At 59.0% G+C, this 20,014-nt stretch carries 14 protein-coding genes and 1 pseudogene; 8 read left to right on the top strand and 7 right to left on the bottom strand.

The window, feature by feature from the left end; all coding sequences use genetic code 11:
• Positions 1-421: 421 nt before the first annotated feature.
• Complete coding sequence (uxaC, locus tag BFV65_RS18330) at positions 422-1,834, top strand: glucuronate isomerase (RefSeq protein WP_063137981.1); 1,413 nt, start codon at positions 422-424, stop codon at positions 1,832-1,834.
• Positions 1,835-1,851: 17 nt separating this feature from the next.
• The gene (locus BFV65_RS18325; RefSeq protein ID WP_023307033.1) at positions 1,852-3,339 is read left to right on the top strand and encodes a UxaA family hydrolase; all 1,488 of its coding nucleotides are present in this window, start codon (positions 1,852-1,854) and stop codon (positions 3,337-3,339) included.
• Positions 3,340-3,478: 139 nt separating this feature from the next.
• On the opposite strand, the gene sstT is transcribed toward BFV65_RS18325, so the two are convergent.
• From sstT to BFV65_RS18305, 4 genes are all read right to left on the bottom strand, one after another.
• Positions 3,479-4,720 (bottom strand): serine/threonine transporter SstT, encoded by a 1,242-nt coding sequence (gene sstT / locus BFV65_RS18320; RefSeq protein WP_023298692.1) that lies wholly within the window; start codon positions 4,718-4,720, stop codon positions 3,479-3,481.
• Between the two features lie 275 nt (positions 4,721-4,995).
• Complete coding sequence (locus BFV65_RS18315; protein WP_022649470.1) at positions 4,996-5,961, bottom strand: TerC family protein; 966 nt, start codon at positions 5,959-5,961, stop codon at positions 4,996-4,998.
• A gap of 252 nt (positions 5,962-6,213) precedes the next feature.
• Complete coding sequence (locus tag BFV65_RS18310) at positions 6,214-7,212, bottom strand: Gfo/Idh/MocA family protein (RefSeq protein ID WP_022649469.1); 999 nt, start codon at positions 7,210-7,212, stop codon at positions 6,214-6,216.
• Positions 7,213-7,282: 70 nt separating this feature from the next.
• The gene (locus BFV65_RS18305; RefSeq protein ID WP_063147861.1) at positions 7,283-7,786 is read right to left on the bottom strand and encodes a M48 metallopeptidase family protein; all 504 of its coding nucleotides are present in this window, start codon (positions 7,784-7,786) and stop codon (positions 7,283-7,285) included.
• Between the two features lie 83 nt (positions 7,787-7,869).
• Between BFV65_RS18305 and rlmG the strand changes: the two genes are divergently transcribed.
• Both rlmG and BFV65_RS18295 read left to right on the top strand, forming a co-directional pair.
• Positions 7,870-9,006: a 23S rRNA (guanine(1835)-N(2))-methyltransferase RlmG gene (gene rlmG, locus BFV65_RS18300; RefSeq protein ID WP_023298689.1), complete on the top strand. Its 1,137-nt coding sequence runs from the start codon at positions 7,870-7,872 to the stop codon at positions 9,004-9,006.
• 196 nt (positions 9,007-9,202) lie between these two features.
• Positions 9,203-10,360, top strand: a complete 1,158-nt coding sequence (locus tag BFV65_RS18295; protein ID WP_069596970.1) for a DDE-type integrase/transposase/recombinase — start codon at positions 9,203-9,205, stop codon at positions 10,358-10,360.
• A gap of 76 nt (positions 10,361-10,436) precedes the next feature.
• Here BFV65_RS18295 and BFV65_RS18290 read toward each other — a convergent pair whose 3' ends face one another.
• The 3 genes and pseudogenes from BFV65_RS18290 to lsrR all read right to left on the bottom strand — a co-directional run bounded on the left by BFV65_RS18290 (position 10,437) and on the right by lsrR (position 15,291).
• Positions 10,437-12,458, bottom strand: a complete 2,022-nt coding sequence (locus BFV65_RS18290) for an NADPH-dependent 2,4-dienoyl-CoA reductase (protein ID WP_069596976.1) — start codon at positions 12,456-12,458, stop codon at positions 10,437-10,439.
• A gap of 242 nt (positions 12,459-12,700) precedes the next feature.
• Positions 12,701-14,287, bottom strand: a complete 1,587-nt coding sequence (lsrK, locus tag BFV65_RS18285; RefSeq protein ID WP_069596975.1) for an autoinducer-2 kinase — start codon at positions 14,285-14,287, stop codon at positions 12,701-12,703.
• Positions 14,288-14,320: 33 nt separating this feature from the next.
• A pseudogene (gene lsrR, locus BFV65_RS18280) lies at positions 14,321-15,291 on the bottom strand (transcriptional regulator LsrR).
• Positions 15,292-15,506: 215 nt separating this feature from the next.
• Here lsrR and lsrA point away from each other — a divergent pair.
• Genes lsrA through lsrB form a run of 4 tightly spaced genes read left to right on the top strand, consistent with a single transcriptional unit; the run spans position 15,507 to position 20,003 of the window.
• Complete coding sequence (lsrA, locus tag BFV65_RS18275) at positions 15,507-16,994, top strand: autoinducer 2 ABC transporter ATP-binding protein LsrA (protein ID WP_069596974.1); 1,488 nt, start codon at positions 15,507-15,509, stop codon at positions 16,992-16,994.
• On the top strand, positions 16,991-18,022 hold the full coding sequence (gene lsrC, locus BFV65_RS18270) for an autoinducer 2 ABC transporter permease LsrC (protein WP_069596973.1): 1,032 nt from the start codon (positions 16,991-16,993) through the stop codon (positions 18,020-18,022). Before lsrA ends, lsrC begins: the two co-directional genes overlap by 4 nt.
• The gene (gene lsrD, locus BFV65_RS18265) at positions 18,023-19,000 is read left to right on the top strand and encodes an autoinducer 2 ABC transporter permease LsrD (protein WP_023298683.1); all 978 of its coding nucleotides are present in this window, start codon (positions 18,023-18,025) and stop codon (positions 18,998-19,000) included.
• Position 19,001: 1 nt separating this feature from the next.
• A complete protein-coding gene (gene lsrB, locus BFV65_RS18260) occupies positions 19,002-20,003 on the top strand; it encodes an autoinducer 2 ABC transporter substrate-binding protein LsrB (protein WP_063146539.1) in 1,002 nt (333 codons plus the stop codon).
• The last annotated feature ends 11 nt before the right edge of the window (positions 20,004-20,014 follow it).

The following is a 20,014-nucleotide window of genomic DNA, read 5'->3' as shown; positions in this document are numbered from 1 at the left end:
GTTGCCGGGAGCTGTTCTGTAACGGGAGGGGCGTAACCGGGAACCTGTCCCGGAACGGCCCGAACCTTGCCATAAGTCATCGTGCTAAGTCGGCTTCCGTACCGTTAAATCCGATGTAACAAACACCGGTAATGCATTCCGTCGGCTTATAGTTTGCGACGGCGAAAAGATAACTTGTCATACAACTTTAAAAGGTGAGTGACATCACAAAAGAGTGAATCTTTGTAGGGATATTATGCGGCGTGCGCAAAGCCAGATCTGGCGCGGCCTGCAAGAAGGTTTACCCCTTTGAGGGTAATTTATTTGTCGACGTTTATTGATCTAACTCACGAAAAAAACGTCGGACTCTGGAAATTGGTGTGATAACTTTGCAGCATCTGAACATAAGCTTTCTGACGCTCCCGTAATGAGGAAGACGATAATGACACCGTTTATGACCGAAGATTTCCTGTTAGATACCGAATTTGCTCGCCGCCTGTACCACGACTACGCAAAAGATCAGCCGATTTTCGACTACCACTGCCATTTACCGCCGCAACAGGTTGCCGAAAATTACCGTTTCAAAAACCTGTATGATATCTGGCTGAAGGGTGACCATTATAAATGGCGCGCGATGCGCACCAACGGCGTGGCCGAGCGCCTGTGTACCGGCGACGCGACCGATCGCGAGAAGTTTGACGCCTGGGCCGCTACCGTTCCCCACACCATCGGTAACCCGTTATACCACTGGACGCACCTCGAACTGCGTCGTCCTTTTGGTATCACCGGCAAGCTGCTCTCTCCCGCCACGGCGGATGAGATCTGGGATCAGTGCAACGAACTGCTGGCGCAGGAAAGCTTCTCGGCGCGCGGCATCATGCAGCAGATGAACGTGAAGATGGTGGGCACAACCGACGATCCGATCGACTCCCTGGAGCACCACGCGGTTGTCGCGAAGGACAGCACCTTTGACATCAAAGTGCTGCCAAGCTGGCGTCCGGATAAAGCCTTCAACATTGAGCTGCCGACCTTTAATGACTACATGACGAAGCTGGCGGAAGTATCGGATACCGATATCCGTCGTTTCGCCGATCTGCAATCCGCGCTGACCAAACGTCTGGATCACTTTGCCGCACACGGCTGTAAAGTGTCTGACCACGCGCTGGACGTGGTGCTGTTCGCGGATTCCAGCGAAGCCGAGCTGGACAGCATCCTGGCGCGTCGTCTCTCCGGCGAAGCCCTGAGCGAGCATGAAGTCGCCCAGTTCAAAACCGCGGTGCTGGTGTTCCTCGGTGCGGAATATGCCCGTCGCGGCTGGGTTCAGCAGTACCATATCGGCGCGCTGCGTAATAACAACCAGCGTCAGTTTAAACTGCTGGGCGCGGACGTAGGCTTTGACTCCATCAACGACCGCCCTCTGGCGGAAGAGCTGTCAAAACTGCTGAGCAAACAGAACGAGCAAAACCTGCTGCCGAAAACCATTCTCTACTGCCTGAATCCGCGCGATAACGAAGTGCTGGGCACCATGATCGGCAACTTCCAGGGCGAAGGGATGCCGGGCAAGATGCAGTTCGGTTCCGGCTGGTGGTTTAACGATCAAAAAGACGGCATGGAGCGTCAGATGACGCAGCTGGCGCAGCTCGGCCTGTTGAGCCGCTTCGTTGGCATGCTGACCGACAGCCGCAGTTTCCTCTCCTATACCCGCCATGAATATTTCCGCCGCATTCTGTGCCAGATGATTGGCCGCTGGGTGCACGCGGGCGAAGCGCCAGCGGATATCCAGCTGCTGGGCGAAATGGTGAGAAACATCTGCTTTAACAATGCGCGTGACTACTTCGCCATTGAACTGAACTAAGGCCGTTTGAGGTTGATATGCAATACATCAAAATCCATTCGCTGGATAACGTTGCCGTCGCGCTGGCAGATTTAGCCGAAGGGATGGAAGTGACCTTCGACAACCAGTCGGTGACGTTACGCCAGGCCATTGGACGTGGACATAAGTTTGCCCTGATCCCCATCGCGAAAGGGGAGAACGTGGTGAAGTACGGTTTGCCCATCGGTCATGCGCTGGCGGATATTGCGCCGGGTGAATACATTCATTCCCACAATACCCGCACCAACCTCAGCGATCTGGACGAGTACAGCTATCAACCTGACTTCCAGCCAGAAGAAGGACAGGCGGCCGATCGTGAGGTACAGATTTACCGCCGCGCCAGCGGCGAGGTGGGGATCCGCAATGAGCTGTGGATCCTCCCGACTGTCGGCTGCGTGAACGGGATCGCGCGTCAAATTCAGACGCGTTTCCTGAAAGAGACTAATGATGCTGAAGGCACCGACGGTGTGCATCTATTCAGTCACACCTATGGATGCTCCCAGCTGGGTGACGACCACATCAATACCCGTACCATGCTGCAAAACATGGTGCGCCACCCGAACGCGGGCGCGGTGCTGGTGATCGGCCTCGGCTGCGAGAACAATCAGGTCGACGCCTTCCGCGACACGCTGGGCGAATTTGACCCTGAGCGCGTGCACTTTATGGTGTGTCAGCACCAGGACGACGAAGTGGAAGCGGGCGTTGAACAGCTGCATCAGCTGTACGAGGTGATGCGTCACGACAAGCGCGAGCCGGGCAAGCTGAGCGAACTGAAGTTTGGCCTGGAGTGCGGCGGATCTGATGGCCTTTCCGGCATTACCGCTAACCCAATGCTGGGTCGCTTCTCGGATTACGTGATTGCCAACGGCGGCACTACGGTGCTGACCGAAGTGCCGGAGATGTTCGGCGCAGAGCGCATTCTGATGAGCCACTGCCGCGACGAAGAGACCTTTGAGAAGACCGTCACCATGGTCAACGACTTCAAACAGTACTTCATCGCCCATAACCAGCCGATATACGAGAACCCCTCGCCGGGTAACAAAGCGGGCGGGATCACCACGCTTGAAGAGAAATCCCTGGGCTGCACTCAAAAAGCGGGCGCCAGCCAGGTGGTGGACGTGCTGCGCTACGGTGAGCGGCTGAAAACGCACGGCCTGAACCTGCTCAGCGCACCGGGCAACGATGCGGTCGCCACCAGCGCGCTGGCGGGAGCGGGCTGTCATATGGTGCTGTTCAGTACCGGTCGCGGTACGCCGTACGGCGGGTTTGTGCCGACGGTGAAAATCGCCACTAACAGCGAACTGGCGGCGAAGAAAAAGCACTGGATCGACTTTGATGCGGGCCAACTGATCCACGGCAAAGCGATGCCGCAGCTGCTGAGCGAATTCGTGGACACGATTGTGGAATTTGCCAGCGGCAGGCAGACCTGCAACGAGAAGAACGACTTCCGCGAGCTGGCGATCTTTAAGAGTGGTGTGACGCTATAAGTCGGGTGCGGGCTGGTGCCCTCACCCCGGCCCTCTCCCACAGCGAGAGGGTGCAAACACTAAAAACGGCAACACATGTTGCCGTTTTGCATTTACCTTGTAGGCCCGGTAAGGCGTAGCCGCCACCGGGCTTTTCTTTTTAACTGCGCAGGGCGTTCTTCGCTAAACGCGCATCTTCCGCCTGACAGGCTGCGGCGGTAAACAGCACGTCGGTAGAGGAGTTCAGCGCGGTTTCGCAGGAATCCTGCAATACGCCGATAATGAAACCGACCGCGACAACCTGCATGGCAATCTCGTTCGGAATACCGAACATGTTACAGGCCAGCGGGATCAGCAGCAGAGAGCCGCCCGCCACGCCGGATGCGCCACAGGCACACAGTGATGCAACGACGCTCAGCAGCAGCGCGGTTGGCAGATCTACCGGAATACCCAGCGTATGCACCGCCGCCAGCGTCAGCACGGTGATGGTAATCGCCGCACCGGCCATGTTCACGGTTGCACCCAGGGGAATCGACACCGAATAGGTATCGCGGTCCAGGTTCAGCTTCTCCGCCAGCGCCATGTTCACCGGTATGTTCGCCGCTGAGCTGCGGGTGAAGAAGGCATACACGCCGCTCTCGCGCAGGCAGGTCAGCACCAGCGGATACGGGTTGCGGCGGATCTGCCAGAACACCAGCAGCGGGTTGATCACCAGCGCCACCAGCAGCATACAGCCGACCAGGACGACCAGCAGCTGCGCGTAGCCCCACAGTGCGTCGAAACCGGTGGTGGCCAGCGTCGAAGAAACCAGACCAAAGATACCGACTGGTGCAAAGCGAATCACCAGCTTCACCATGAAGGTCACTGCATTGGACAAATCGTTAACCAGGTTTTTCGTGGTCTCGTTGCCATGACGCAGCGCGAAGCCCAGACCAATCGCCCAGACCAGGATGCCAATGTAGTTTCCGTTCATCAGTGCGGTGATGGGGTTAGAGACCATGCTCATCAGCAGGCCGCGAAGGACTTCCACAATCCCGGACGGCGGGGTGATATCACCGGCCGCGCTGGTCAGGTGCAGCGTGGACGGGAACAGGAAGCTAAACACAACGGCCGTTAAGGCAGCAGAGAAGGTTCCCAGCAGATACAGGAACAGAATAGGGCGAATGTTGGTTTTTTGTCCGTGCTGGTGGTTGGCAATCGACGCCATCACCAGCATCAGCACCAGTACCGGGGCGACGGCCTTCAGTGCGCCAACGAAAAGGGTGCCGAGCAGTCCCGTCGCTTCCGCGGCAGGTTTTGACACCATCGCCAGCAGAATACCCAGTACCAACCCGACCAGAATTTGTTTTACAAGACTGCCCTGCGCCAGGCGCGCAAGCAGGCCCTTAGATTGTGTGCTCATACGTTATTCCTGAGTGAAATTGCGTTCCATCCTGGATGTGCTCTAAGTCACATTTGTATCCGGATGTAAGTATTTGTTTGCCTGGTTGAGTATCAGGGAAAGCAGCGAAAGGCGGAAGCGTAAAATGCTGGATTTTACGTGTTGCGTCATGTTTTTTAACTATTGGTTAACGAAAGTGCCGGGTGGCGCTGCGCTTACCCGGCCTGCATTGCATTTCCCCCTCTCCCCGTGGGAGAGGGGTGGGGTGAGGGCATCAGCCCGCACCGAACGTTGCACTAAGCCTGCTGCTTCTTATCGTGCTGGCGGTTAACCCAGGTATTGATAATCAGCGTCACCAGCAGAATGCCAAACACCACGCCGAGCGAAATGGCGATCGGGATATGGTAGAAATCAACGATCAGCATCTTGATACCGATAAAGACCAGAATCACCGACAGACCGTACTTCAGCATTGAGAAGCGCTCTGCCGCGCCCGCCAGCAGGAAGTACATCGCACGCAGGCCGAGGATCGCGAACAGGTTCGAGGTCAGCACGATGAACGGGTCGGTGGTAACCGCGAAGATAGCCGGGATACTGTCCACCGCGAAAATCACGTCGCTCAGCTCGACCAGAATCAGCACCAGCAGCAGCGGGGTGGCGAACAGCAGGCCGTTCTTACGCACGAAGAAATGCTCGCTCTCGATCTTGTCCGTCATGCGCAGATGACCCCGGATCCACTTCACCAGCGGCTTATCACCGATACCGGTATCGTCTTCTTTCGCCAGCGCCATTTTGACCCCGGTGAACAGCAGGAACGCACCAAACACGTACAGCAGCCATTCGAACTGGGTAATCAGCCAGCTACCGGCGAAGATCATGATGGTACGCAAAATGATGGCGCCCAGCACGCCGTATACCAGCACGCGGCGTTGCAGGGCCGCAGGCACGGCGAAGTAACTGAACAGCATCAGCCAGACGAAGACGTTATCAACCGCCAGCGCTTTTTCAATCAGATAGCCGGTGAGGAAGGCGAGTGCCTGAGGATCGGCCACCGCGCGACCTTCGGTTGAGGCCAGATACCACCAGAAGGCGGCGCAGAAAAGAAGTGAGAGGGTAACCCATACCAGCGACCAGACGGCGGCTTGCTTAACGCTCATGCCGTGTTCGCCGCGACGACCCTGCAAAAAGAGGTCGATCGCCAGCATGATGAGCACGACAACCGCGAATCCGCCCCACAGCATTGGAGTGCCGACAGAATGCATACTATTTTCCTTACACATAAAAAAACAAAAACGGCTATGGTCAGAAGACGATAGCCGTTAGCTTTTTATGCATAGACCTCGCCTTCCGGCAAGGTCTCACTTACAACCACGAAGGTTGCCCGGCGACCGGATGCGGTTTTGCACGCATCGTAATGACGATCCACCGGCGAAGAAGTTACTCCCCTTTGCAGGTAACAAATTATGTCAGACCATCGATTTCGTCAATGGGCTGCACGATTTCATTACACAGCTTTACGCGACGGCTTCCACATTCACGCCGTCTGCGGGGAAGATTACGCCGGTCTGTCGGCGGATCTCCGTTTGCAGCTTCGCCGTGGTGCGGCTGATCGCCAGTCCCGGGTGGTTCACTTCGTTGTCTTCTACCAGACGGGCGAAGACCTCTGCCTCATAAAGCATAGTGTTAATATGCTGAGGCTGCGTCAGCTCCTGCGCTTTTCCGCCGCGCGGAACGATGCTGAGCTTCTGGCATTCGGAGATTTTTTCGATCACCAGCGAGCCGTCTTCGCCCTGAATTTCGCTTGGCAGCACGGAGTCGCTGACCTTCGAGTGCTGCAACGTCACGCTGAAATCGCCGTAGTCCAGCACCACAACGCCGTGTGCATCCACGCCGCTCTCCAGCAGGCTGGCGGTGGCCGTCACGCCGTGTGGTTCCCCCCACAGCGCAACCGCAGAGGCCAGGCAGTAAAAACCGATATCCATAATCGAGCCATTCGAGAAGGCCGGGTTAAAGGTGTTCGGGTTTTCGCCGTCCAGATAGCGCTGGTAGCGCGAGGAATACTGGCAGTAGTTGATAAAGGCTTTACGCACTTTGCCAATTTTCGGCAGGGACTGCTGCAACAGCAGGAAGTTGGGCAGGCTGGCGGTTTTGAACGCTTCAAACAGCACCACCTGGTTTTCGCGGGCAAGCGCAATGGCGGCTTCCACTTCGTGGATATTCGACGCCAGCGGCTTCTCGCAGATCACATGCTTTTTATGGCTGAGGAACAGCTTCGTTTGCGGGAAGTGCAGAGCATTCGGGCTGGCGATATAGACCGCGTCAATGGCGTCGCTTTGCGCCATCTCATCGAGTGAGGTGAACAGATGTTCAACCAGGTAGTCATTCGCAAAACTTTGCGCCTGCTCAAGGCTGCGGGAATAGACTGCGGTGAGCTTATATTTGCCGGTTTCGTGGGCGGCGTCGACGAACTGGCGCGTGATCCAGTTCGTACCGATGACTGCGAAACGTATCATAAACGTTTACGTACTCCGTAGCAGGGAACCTAAAGCCACTGTAGCACGTCCTCATGACATTTCGCGTGCGCTACTGCGCATTACTCTTTAACGATAAATGCGTCAGCCACAAACGGGTATCAAACTCCAGCTGGTGGTACTGCGGCTCCATATGGCAGCACAGGGAATAGAACGCTTTGTCGTGATCTTTCTCTTTCAGGTGCGCCAGCTCGTGCACCACGATCATCCGCAGAAAGGCTTCCGGCGCATTGCGAAAGACGGTCGCGACGCGGATCTCCGCCTTAGCCTTCAGCTTGCCGCCCTGCACGCGGGAGATGGCGGTATGCAGGCCGAGCGCGTTTTTCAGCACGTGGATCTTGTTGTCGTACATCACCTTGTTGATCGGCGGGGCGCTCTTCAGATACTGGCTTTTCAGATCCTGCGTATACTGCCAGAGGGCTTTGTCAGTCGCGAAATCATGCGTGCCCGGGTAGCGTTTTTCCAGCACCGCGCCGAGCTTTCCCCCGGCGATCAGGCCGCGAACCTGGGATAGTAATTGCTCCGGGTAGCCCTGGAGATAAGTCAGCTGGTTCATCAAAACCCCAAAATAGTGTGAAAACGGGTATACTCACGCACCCTTTTCAGGGATACGCCAAATTTTACCATTCAGGAGGGCCGATGAGCCACTTAGACAACGGTTTCCGTTCACTCAACCTTAAACGTTTCCCGGAAACGGACGACGTGAACCCGCTTCAGGCGTGGGAAGCGGCGGATGAATATCTGCTGCAGCAGTTGGATGAGACTGAAATCCGCGGCCCGGTTCTGATCCTGAATGACGCGTTTGGCGCGCTGGGCTGTGCGCTGGCGGAACATGCGCCTTACAGTATCGGCGATTCTTACTTAAGCGAGCTGGCGACGCGTGAAAACCTGCGTCACAACGATATCGACGAATCCAGCGTGAAGTTCCTCGACAGCACCGCGGACTACCCGCAGGCGCCAGGGGTGGTGCTGATTAAAGTGCCCAAAACCATGGCGCTGCTGGAGCAGCAACTGCGCGCGCTGCGTAAAGTCGTGACGCCAGAAACCCGCATCATCGCGGGCGCCAAGGCGCGTGATATTCACACCTCGACGCTGGAACTGTTCGAGAAAGTGCTCGGCCCGACCACTACGACGCTGGCCTGGAAAAAAGCGCGCCTGATCAACTGTACCTTCAGCGCGCCGGAACTGGCCGACGCGCCAGAGACCCTGAGCTGGAAGCTGGAAGGGACCGACTGGACCATCCACAACCACGCGAACGTCTTCTCCCGTACCGGTCTGGATATCGGCGCACGCTTCTTTATGGAACATCTGCCGGAAAACCTGGAAGGGGAGATTGTCGATCTCGGCTGCGGTAACGGCGTGATTGGCCTGACGCTGCTGGCGAAGAACCCGGAGGCCAGCGTGGTGTTCAGCGACGAATCGCCAATGGCGGTGGCTTCAAGCCGTCTGAACGTGGAAACCAATCTGCCGGAGGCGCTGGATCGCTGCGAGTTTATGATCAATAACGCGCTGTCCGGCGTAGAGCCTTTCCGCTTCAACGCGGTGTTTTGCAATCCTCCGTTCCACCAGAAGCACGCCCTGACGGATAACGTCGCGTGGGAGATGTTCCACCACGCGCGCCGCTGCCTGAAAATCAACGGCGAACTGTACATCGTGGCGAACCGCCATCTGGACTACTTCCACAAGCTGAAGAAGATTTTCGGTAACTGCGTCACCATTGCGACAAACAACAAGTTTGTGGTGCTGAAGTCGGTGAAGCTGGGGCGTCGTCGATAAGATCGTTTTGCCTGGCGGCGTTTCGCTTGCACAGGCCTACGGTTTCAAATGCCCGGTGGCGCTTCGCTTACCGGGCCTACAATGGCCTCGGACCCGTAGGCCCGGTAAGCGAAGGGTATGAACCGGGAACATGGGTAACACTTTAGACCGGATACATGGGTAACAGTTATAACTGGCATAGAAGAGGAGACTCGCTATGCCCTGGACTGAGACCCGACCTATGCAACGCCTTGATTTCATCCGTGCCTGCCATGCAGGTACGGATTCTTTTTCTGCCCTCTGCCGTCTCTTCGGCATCAGTCGAAAAACCGGTTACAAATGGCTTCAGCGTTTTGACCCCTCTGACCTGTCATCTCTCTCTGACCGGTCACGTGCTCCGCACTCCCACTCCCGGACAGTTCCTGATGATATCGCCGGGCAGCTTACGGCCCTGAGGCAAAAACACCCTGACTGGGGCCCCAAAAAACTGCGGATGTGGCTGCTCAATCATCACGTCGATTTTACCGTCCCCGCTGCCAGTACTATCGGCGATATCCTCAAGCGTGAAGGCCTGGTTCCGGATAAAAAGCGAAAACGCAGAACCCCGGGCAATCGCCAGCCCCTGACCATCATCAGTGAGAACAATCAGGTCTGGAGCGCTGATTTTAAAGGCAAGTTCAGGCTGCTGAGCCGGAAATACTGTCATCCCTTCACCCTCACCGACAATCACAGCCGGTATCTTCTGAGCTGCCGGGGAGCAGACCGGGAGAGCGAGCCCTTCGTCAGGCAGTGCCTGACGGATGCGTTCCTGGAGTACGGTCTGCCGGAAGTCCTGAGAACGGATAATGGTCAGCCTTTCGCAGGAACAGGTATCGTCGGGTTAAGTCGCCTTGCAGTCTGGCTGATAAAGCTGGGCATCAGACCGGAACGCATCAGAAAGGGGCATCCGGAAGAAAACGGCCGTCATGAGCGAATGCATCGTTCGCTGAAAAGTGCAGTAAAACAGGGCAACATATTTATGACGATGGAAGAACAACAGCGGTGGTTCAGTGGCTACCGGGAAGAGTTTAACTATGAAAGGCCACATGAAGCCCTGGCGGGTGCAACGCCCGGAACGGTATGGCAACCCTCAGGCCGGCACTGGGATGGCAGGGTTCCTGAATATGCTTATCCGGAAGGAGGTACGGTCTACAGGGTGAAATCAAGGGGGACACTCTATATGGGGAAAAAGGGGACGGTGTTCCTGAGTGAAGCGCTGACTGATGAGTACATCATGCTGGAAGAACAAGATGATGGCCTGGAGGCCATCATCTTTAATGGAATAACGCTTGCGTACTACGACCGAAAAACCCAGAGTGTGCTCCGGATAGACTGAAAAGTGTTACCTATGTTCCCGGTCTGATCTGTTACCTATGTATACGGTCATACAGAAGCGCCACCGGGCGATGCCGTTAAATACTCAGCGCCAGTTTTGTCCCCTGCGCAATCGCCCGCCGCGCATCCAGTTCCATCGCCACGTCGCACCCGCCGATCAAATGCACCGTTTTACCCGCTTCGCGCAGCGGATCGGCCAGATCGCGCTTCGGCTCCTGCCCGGCGCACAAAATCACATGATCCACGTCCAGCAGCTGCGGCTCACCGCCGATCAGAACGTGTAGCCCGTCGTCGTCGATCTTCTGGTAGCTCGCCCCCGGGATCATCTTCACCCCGCGCGAGAGCAGGGTGGCGCGGTGGATCCAGCCTGTGGTTTTCCCCAGCCCTTCACCCGGCTTGCTGGCTTTACGCTGGAGCATCACGATCTGACGCGGGCTTTTCGGCAGCTGCGGACCTTCCGGGCGTAAACCGCCGGACTGACTGAGACTGGTATCAATGCCCCATTCCACGCAGAACTCAGCGATGTTCTGGCTGGTGGCTTCGCCCGGCTGGCTTAAATACATCGCAGTATCAAAACCGATCCCGCCGCAGCCGATGATCGCCACCTTCACGCCAACCGGCGCTTTGTCGCGCAGCACGTCCAGATAGCTCAATACCTTCGGATGATCGATGCCTTCGATCGCAGGGGTGCGCGGGGCGATCCCACTCGCGAGGATCACCTCGTCGAAACCGATCAGATCCGCCGCGCTGACAACCTGATTGAGCCGCAGATCGACGCCCGTCACCTCGATCATCCGGCGGTAATAGCGCAGCGTTTCATAGAACTCCTCTTTGCCGGGGATCTGTCTGGCGATAGTAAACTGCCCGCCGATTTCCGCCAGCGCATCAAACAGCGTCACGCTGTGCCCACGCGAGGCGGCATTGACCGCAAACGCCAGGCCAGCGGGTCCTGCGCCCACCACGGCCAGACGCTTCTTGTTGGTCGCAGGAACGATCGGCATTTTGGTTTCATGGCAGGCGCGGGGATTCACCAGGCAGGAGGTGACCTTGCCGACGAAGATCTGATCCAGACACGCCTGGTTACAGCCGATACAGGTGTTGATCTCATCCGCACGGCCGCTTTGCGCTTTGGAGAGCAGTTCGGCATCCGCGAGGAACGGACGCGCCATCGACACCATATCGGCGTCGCCGCGGGAGATCACATCGTCCGCCACCTGCGGATCGTTAATGCGGTTAGTGGTCACCAGCGGAACGGAGACTTTGCCTTTCAGCTTGCGCGTAACCCAGCTGAACGCCGCACGCGGCACCGGCGTGGCGATGGTGGGGATGCGCGCTTCGTGCCAGCCAATCCCGGTGTTGATAATGGTGGCACCGGCGGCTTCAATCGCCTGCGCCAGCTGCACGGTTTCGTCGAAGGTGCCGCCGCCTTCCACCAGGTCGAGCATCGACAGGCGGAAGATGATAATAAAATCCGCACCGGCACGTTCACGCACCGCGCGCACCACCTCCACGGCAAAACGCATGCGGCGGGCATAGTCACCACCCCATTCGTCGTCGCGCTGGTTGGTACGTGCGGCGAGGAATTCGTTGATCAGGTAGCCTTCTGAGCCCATCACCTCCACGCCGTCGTAGCCCGCTTCCCGCGCCAGCGCGGCGCAGCGGGCGAAGTCCTCTATCAGCGCCAGGATCTCGTCATGGCTGAGGGCATGGGGAGTAAAGCGGTTAATCGGCGCCTGAATAGCCGAGGGGGCAACCAGGTTCGGCTGATAGCTGTAGCGCCCGGTATGCAGAATTTGCAGGGCGATTTTGCCGCCCTCGTTGTGAACCGCGTCGGTCACCATGCGGTGGTGCGGCAGTTGTGACGCATCATTCAACACCGCGCCGCCCTCCATCGTCACCCCGGAAGGGGCAGGGGCTACGCCGCCAGTGACAATCAGCGCCACCCCGTGGCGCGCGCGCTCGGCATAGAAGGCTGCCAGACGTTCAGCCCCGTCCGGACGCTCCTCCAGCCCGGTGTGCATTGAGCCCATTAACACGCGGTTTTTGAGGGTAGTGAACCCCAGATCGAGAGGGGCGAATAACGACGGGTAGCGGCTCATAGTCTCTTCCAGTGTAAAATTATTGTTATGTGGTCGGATGAGTTACTAATTTAGCCAGCGGCGGCAGAAAGGTAAAAGCGGGATCGAATGATTGTGATAGATCTCAAAGAACTTCACCCCTCACCCCGGCCCTCTCCCCAGAGGGGAGAGGGTGAAAGGCCGCACGGAGCAGTCCCATCTCCCCAGAGGGGAGAGGGTGAAAGGCCGCACGGAACAGTCCCCTCTCCCCTCTGGGGAGAGGGTTAGGGTGAGGGGCGTGTGTCGCGCATCAGGCCCGGCGCCTGCCACATCGAGGTTGTCAGCCCGCTGTCCACCAGCCCGAGCTGGTCCGCGTATACCGCCTGCCATTTCTGCATCATGCCGTCGTACAGCTCGCGGTGCGCCGGGTTTGGCGTGAACTCGCGGCTCCACTTCACCAGCCGCTCGCCCGTCGAGGCCATATCCGCGAACAGCCCCGCGCCAGCTCCTGCGGCAATGGCGCAGCCGAGCGCCGTTGCCTCTTTGACTTCTGGCACGCGCACCGGCAGGCCGGTGACGTCGCTTAAAATCTGGCTCCACAGGGCGCCCTTTGCGCCGCCGCCGGCAAACACCAGGCTCTCAAACGTCACGCCGGAGAAGCGCGAAATCTGCGCCAGGTTGCAGGCCGAGACGATCGCCGCGTTCTCCTCCAGCGCGCGGAACAGCGTCGCTTTGTTGCACTTTTCCGGGTCGATGGAGAGGTTAATAAACGACGGCGCGGCGTGGTACCACTGTTTGAAATGCATCGCGTCGGAGAAGATCGGCATCACCCCGTGGGAGCCCGGCGGGACGCGGCTCGCCATCTCTTCGAGCAGGGAGTAGGGGTCCATTCCCATGCGTTCGGCAATCAGCTTCTCTTCGGCGCAGAAGGCGTCGCGGAACCAGCGCATGGTCAGCCCGGTAAAGAAGCTGATCGACTCTGCCTGCGCCATGCCGGGGATAACGTGCGGGTTTACGCGGATGTTCATCTCAGGGTCGGTGCGCACCTGCGGCAGGTTCACCACCTGTTGCCAGAAGGTGCCGCCCAGCACCGCCGTTTGTCCGGCGCGCACCACGCCCAGCCCCAGACAGCCCAGCTGCACGTCGCCGCCGCCCATCACCACCGGGGTGCCCTCGCGCAGACTGCTCTGTTGTGCGGCTGCTTTGGTGATGGCCCCCAACACGGTGCCGGTCTCTTTTACCGGGGAGAGGATATCGGCGCGTAGCCCGGCCATGTCGAGCAGCGCCGGACGCCAGTCGCGGGAGAAGAGATCCAGCATGCCCGTCGTGCCCGCATTGGACGGGTCCACCGCCAGCTCGCCGGAGAGCTTCGCCGCCAGCCAGTCGCTGATCATGGTGATGGTGGCGGCTTTACGATAAATATCCGGACGATGGTGCGCCAGCCACAGCAGGCGCGGCATGGCGCTGAGGGCAAGCGTCTGGCCGGAAACGTCATACACTTCGGATTCAAACCGGTAATCGTGGATCTCTTTGAGTTCAGCTACCTCTCGGCTGGCGCGGGCGTCGACGTTGGCGCAGGCCCAAATAGCCTCGCCGTTGCGGTCGTACAGCACAATCCCTTCGCGCATCGAACAGCAGGCGACGGACTGAATATCCGCCGCGCTCAGGCGCGCGCGCTCCAGCGCCTGATGAATACACCGGCAGGCCAGCTGCCAGTTGGTGTCGAGGTCGAACTCCATCGAGCCCGGCACATTCTCGACGCTCAGGTGTTTCCACTCGGCCTGGCCAACGGCAATCTGGTTGCCCTTCAAATCGAAAATAACGGCGCGAACGCTGCCTGTCCCTGCATCTAACGCTAAAAGGTAACTCATGAGCATGCCTCATTGTTAGCGCAGGGAGGGCTCTTAAATGGCCAGAGCCAGCACCGCGCGGGCTGTCGTCTCTTCCGTCACCAGGCCATTAATACGGCGGCCCTTAAGTGCGGCATAAATCGCATCGGCTTTCTCTTCCCCCCGGCCACGCCTACGATGGTGGGCAGCTGTGCCAGTTCATCGAGCGTGACGCCCAGTAGTTCTTTGTGGATCTCCAGCTCCTCGACGCATTCCCCTTCGGCATTGAGGAAATAGCCAAGGATATCGCCGACCGCGCCCTTGCGGGCGTACATCAACTGTTCACCTTCGCTGATATAGCCGGAGCGCAGTATCGTCGCGTCACGGCGCTGGTTCACCGAGCCAATGCCGACCACCGCCACGTCAGCGGCGGTGGCGGCGAGGATCACGTCCCGCACGCTGGTTTCGCGCTTTAAGATCCCGGCGACTTCAGCGGATGACACGCGAAGCGGGGCAGGGATCATGCTGACGCTACAGGCCGCATCCAGCTGGCCGATACCGGTCATATACGGCCCCACGCCGCCGGAGAGCGTCACCAGGCGGATCTGCTGTGAGCTGATAAAGCCGCTCAGGTGTTGCAGGCTGCTCATGGTGGTTTCACCGAAGCCCACCGCTAACAGCTGGCCGGGCTCCAGTACGCCCATCAGCGACTGGGCCGCGCCAATGCCTAACCGCACGTTCATCGGCGGCGTATTCAGGGCGGGCATCACGCGCACCAGCTTCAGGCCAAATCGTTGTTGCAACTCGGTTTCCAGCGCCAGGCACCCCTCGTAGCGGGAGTTTATCTGCACGCGGATCACCCCGGACTGACGGCCTTTCTCCAGCAGGCGGGAGATCTTCAGGCGCGGCAGCCCGAGCCGCTCGCCGATGTCGTTCTGGGTCAGCCCGTCGTGGTAGTAGCACCAGGCCACGCGCGCCACCAGCTCCTCTTCCGCCAGTGCCAGCCCGGCAAACCGTCCTTCTTCCGCAGTGCGTTTATCGCTCATAGTTGAACTCTTATAAAAATTTAGATCATATGTTCGTGATGGTGCGGCGTGAAAATGTGAGCCACGCGACAAAATGGATCTTTTCGATCCTTTCCGGTTTATCTGAATCTCAATCGATAAAACTGTGATCCCTGCACGGTTGTAAATATAGTTCACCGTCTACGCTTTTGAACATTATTAAATCTAAAAATCATTTGTTCAATAGCGGAGCGATGATGACACCACTTCTCGAGGCACGTGACATCTGCAAACAGTTCTCTGGCGTGCCTGTGTTAAAAGGCATTGATTTCACGCTGCTTGCTGGGCAGGTGCATGCGCTGATGGGCGGTAACGGCGCGGGAAAATCGACGTTGATGAAAATCATCGCCGGGGTTGAAACGCCGGATCGCGGTGAGCTTTCGGTTGCGGGCGAGTCTTTTGCACGGCTTACCCCGTCGCAGGCGCACCGGTTAGGCATTTATCTGGTGCCACAGGAGCCGCTGCTTTTCCCCAACCTGACGGTGCGGGAAAACATCCTGTTTCGTCTGCCGCGCGAACGAGATCGGGAAAAGCGGCTGGCGGAGAAACTCCAGCAGCTGCAATGTCAGCTTAATCTTGATGCCGCTGCCAGCACTCTGGAAGTCGCGGATCAGCAGATGGTGGAGATCCTGCGCGGGCTGATGCGCAACGCCAGAATTCTGATCCTCGACGAACCCACGGCATCGCTCACGCCGGGCGAGACCGAACGCCTGTTTCGCCAGATCCGCGCGCTGCAGGATCTCGGCGTTGGCATTGTTTTTATCTCGCACAAGCTGCCGGAAATTCGCATGCTTTCGAGCCACGTCTCGGTGATGCGCGACGGCGCGGTGGTGCTGAGCGGCGAAACCGTGCAGTTTGACGATAACGCCCTGATCGCCGCCATGACGCCGGTCAGCCGGGAAAAGTCGCTAAGCGATACGCAAAAGCTGTGGCTGGCGCTGCCGGGCAACCGCCGAACCCAGGCGCAGGATTTCCCGGTGCTGCGGGTGGAGGATCTCACCGGGGAAGGGTTTATCGATCTCAGCCTTGAGATTTACGCCGGGGAGATCGTCGGTCTGGCCGGGCTGGTGGGGTCCGGGCGTACCGAGTTTGCCGAAACGCTTTACGGCCTGCGTCCGGTACGCGGCGGGCGGGTGTGGCTGGAGAACCAGGAGATCACCGCCGTTCCGGTCAGTTCCCGTCTGGAAAAAGGGCTGGTTTATCTGCCGGAAGACAGGCAGGTGTCCGGCCTGTTTCTCGACGCGCCTGTCCGCTGGAACACGGTGGCGCTGAACGAGCCGTCGCTCTGGCAGCAGCGAAAGCGGGAGTCTGCGGTAGTGGAGCGTTACCACCGGGCGCTGGGGATCAAGCTCAACCATGCGGATCAAACCGTGCGCACGCTCTCCGGTGGTAATCAGCAGAAGGTGCTGCTGGCGCGCTGTCTTGAGGCCAATCCGCTGCTGCTGATCGTCGATGAACCGACGCGCGGCGTGGACGTATCGGCGCGCGCCGATATCTACCAGCTGCTGAAAAGCGTGGCGGCGCAGAACGTGGCAGTGCTGATGATCTCAAGCGATCTTGATGAGTTTCCCGGCCTCGCGGATCGGGTGCTGGTAATGCATCAGGGCGTGATCAGCGGCGAGCTGCCGCGCCACGCCGTCAGTCTCGACCGGATGATGGCGCTGGCGTTTGGAGGGCAATCATGAAGATCTTACTGAAAAACCGCGAGCTGAGCGCGTTTCTCGCCATTCTGGCTCTGTTCGCCGTGCTGGTGGCGCTGAACCCGTCCTACCTGAGCTTACAGACGCTGGGGATGATCTTCGCCAGCTCGCAGATCCTGATTTTGCTGGCCATCGGCGCGGCGCTGGTGATGCTGACCCGTAATATCGACGTCTCCGTCGGCTCCACCGTCGGGCTGTCCGCCATTGCCGTCGGCGTGGCGCTCAACAGCGGCTACAGTCTGCCCGTTTCCATTCTCTTCGCGCTGTCGATTGGCGCGCTGGCGGGGGCGTTCAACGGTTTTCTGGTGGTGGGGCTGCGCATTCCAGCGATTGTCGCCACCCTCGGCACGCTGGGGCTGTACCGCGGAGCGATGCTGCTCTGGACCGGCGGGAAGTGGATTGAAGGGCTGCCGCCGGGGCTGAAATCCCTCTCTGAGCCTGCCGCCGTCGGCATTTCGCCGCTCGGCATTGTGGTGTTGATAATCGTGGTCACAGGCGCGTGGATACTGTCGCGCACCGCCTTTGGCCGTGATTTCTACGCCGTGGGGGATAACCTCGCCGCCGCACGTCAGCTGGGCGTGGCGGTGAACCGCACCCGCATGATCGCTTTTACCCTCAACGGCATGCTCGCGGCCTGCGCCGGGATCGTCTTTGCCGCGCAGATTGGCTTTGTGCCCAACCAGACCGGCAGCGGGCTGGAGATGAAGGCCATCGCCGCCTGCGTGCTCGGCGGCATCTCGCTGCTGGGCGGCACCGGCACGCTGATCGGCGCCTTCCTCGGCGCGTTCTTCCTCACCCAAATCGACACCGTGCTGGTGCTGTTCAGGCTGCCGGCCTGGTGGAATGACTTTATCGCCGGGCTGGTGCTGCTGGGCGTGCTGGTGCTCGACGGGCGGCTGCGTCAGGCGCTCTCACGACATCAGCGGGCGCTGAAATACAGCCGTTTCCAGCCGGGTAACAGAGGGGGAAAGCACGTCACCCCGTTTCCCAAACGCAACAAAGAGGTGGCGTAAATGAGGCTTAACTGGGAAAGCGCGCTGCTGATTTTACTGGTGCTGGAGATCCTGCTCTTCGGCGCCATCAACCCGCGCATGCTCGACATCAATATGCTGCTGTTCAGCACCAGCGACTTTATCTGCATTGGTATCGTGGCGCTACCGCTCACGCTGGTGATTATCAGCGGCGGGATCGACATCTCCCTCGGCTCAACCATCGGCCTGTGCGCTATCGCGCTGGGGGTGATGATGCAGGCAGGGTGGCCGATGGCGGTCGCCATCCCGCTGACGCTGCTGCTCGGCCTGCTGTGCGGACTGTTGAATGCGGCGCTGATCCACTACACCGGTATCAGCCCTTTAGTGATCACCCTCGGCACGCTCTACCTCTACGGCGGCGGGGCGCTGCTGCTCTCCGGCATGGCGGGCGCGACGGGCTACGAGGGGATCGGCGGCTTTCCGGACAGCTTCACGGCGTTCGCTAACCTCACGGTGTTGGGCCTGCCGATCCCGCTGGTGCTGTTCGCGGTGATTACCGCTTTCTTCTGGCTGATTACCCATCGCGGGCGCTTTGGTCGGCATCTGTTTTTAATTGGCCAGAATCCGCGCGCGGCGCGCTATGCGGCGCTGTCGGTGAACGGTATGCCGTATGCGCTGTACGGCCTGGTGGGCGTGGCCTCGGCGATTGCCGCGCTGGTGATGGTCTCCTATTTCGGCTCCGCGCGTTCGGATCTGGGGCGCGATTTACTGATGCCTGCGCTCACCGCCGCCGTGCTCGGCGGAGCGAATATCTACGGCGGCTCAGGTTCGGTTGTCGGTACGGCGCTGGCGGCGCTGCTGGTGGGGTACCTGCAACAGGGTTTACAGATGGTTGGTATCCCCAACCAGGTGTCGAGCGCGCTGTCAGGGGCGCTGCTGGTTGTGGTGGTGATGGGGCGTTCGCTGAGTCTGCACCGTGAATGGGTGCGTTCTCTCTTCAGAAAACTATCCGGAGCGTAAGATGAAAACAAAACTGCTCGTCCTGGCAATGGCCCTCAGCTTCGCTTCGGCGCAGGCGGCGGACCGCATTGCCTTTATCCCGAAACTGGTGGGTGTGGGATTCTTCACCAGCGGCGGCAACGGCGCGAAAGAGGCGGGGAAAGATCTTGGCGTGGACGTGACTTACGACGGCCCGACCGAGCCGAGCGTCTCCGGCCAGGTGCAGCTGATCAATAACTTCGTCAACCAGGGCTATAACGCCATCATCGTCTCTGCCGTGTCGCCGGACGGTCTCTGCCCGGCGCTGAAGCGCGCGATGCAGCGCGGCGTGAAGGTCCTGACCTGGGATTCCGACACCAAACCGGAGTGCCGCAGCATTTACATCAACCAGGGCACGCCGGAACAGCTGGGCGGCCTGCTGGTGGAGATGGCAGGCAAACAGGTCACCAAACCGAACGCGAAAGTGGCGTTCTTCTACTCCAGCCCCACCGTCACCGACCAGAACCAGTGGGTGAAAGAGGCGAAGGCCAAAATCGAGAAAGACCATCCCCAGTGGCAGGTCGTCACCACGCAGTTTGGCTATAACGACGCCACTAAATCCCTGCAAACCGCCGAGGGGATCTTAAAAGCCTATCCGGATCTGGATGCGATCATCGCCCCGGACGCCAACGCCCTGCCGGCGGCGGCACAGGCGGCGGAAAACCTGAAGCGGGAAGGGGTGGCGATTGTCGGCTTCAGCACGCCAAACGTGATGCGTCCGTACGTTGAGCGCGGCACAGTGAAAGCCTTCGGCCTGTGGGACGTGGTGCAGCAGGGCAAAATTGCGGTCAATGTCGCCGATCGTTTGCTGAAAAAGGGCGATCTTAACCCTGGCGACAGCGTGGAGGTGAAAGATATCGGGACGCTGAAGGTCGAGCCGAACAGCGTGCAGGGCTACCAGTATGAGGCGAAGGGCAACGGCATCGTGCTGCTGCCGGAGCGGGTGGTGTTCACCAAAGAGAACATCAGCAAATACGATTTCTGACGGGGGAGCAA

This window comes from Enterobacter hormaechei subsp. hoffmannii, assembly GCF_001729745.1.
Classification (GTDB): Bacteria; Pseudomonadota; Gammaproteobacteria; order Enterobacterales; family Enterobacteriaceae; genus Enterobacter; species Enterobacter intestinihominis.
The sequence above is the reverse complement of the archived record's forward strand: the minus strand, read 5'-3'. Positions and strand labels throughout refer to the sequence as shown.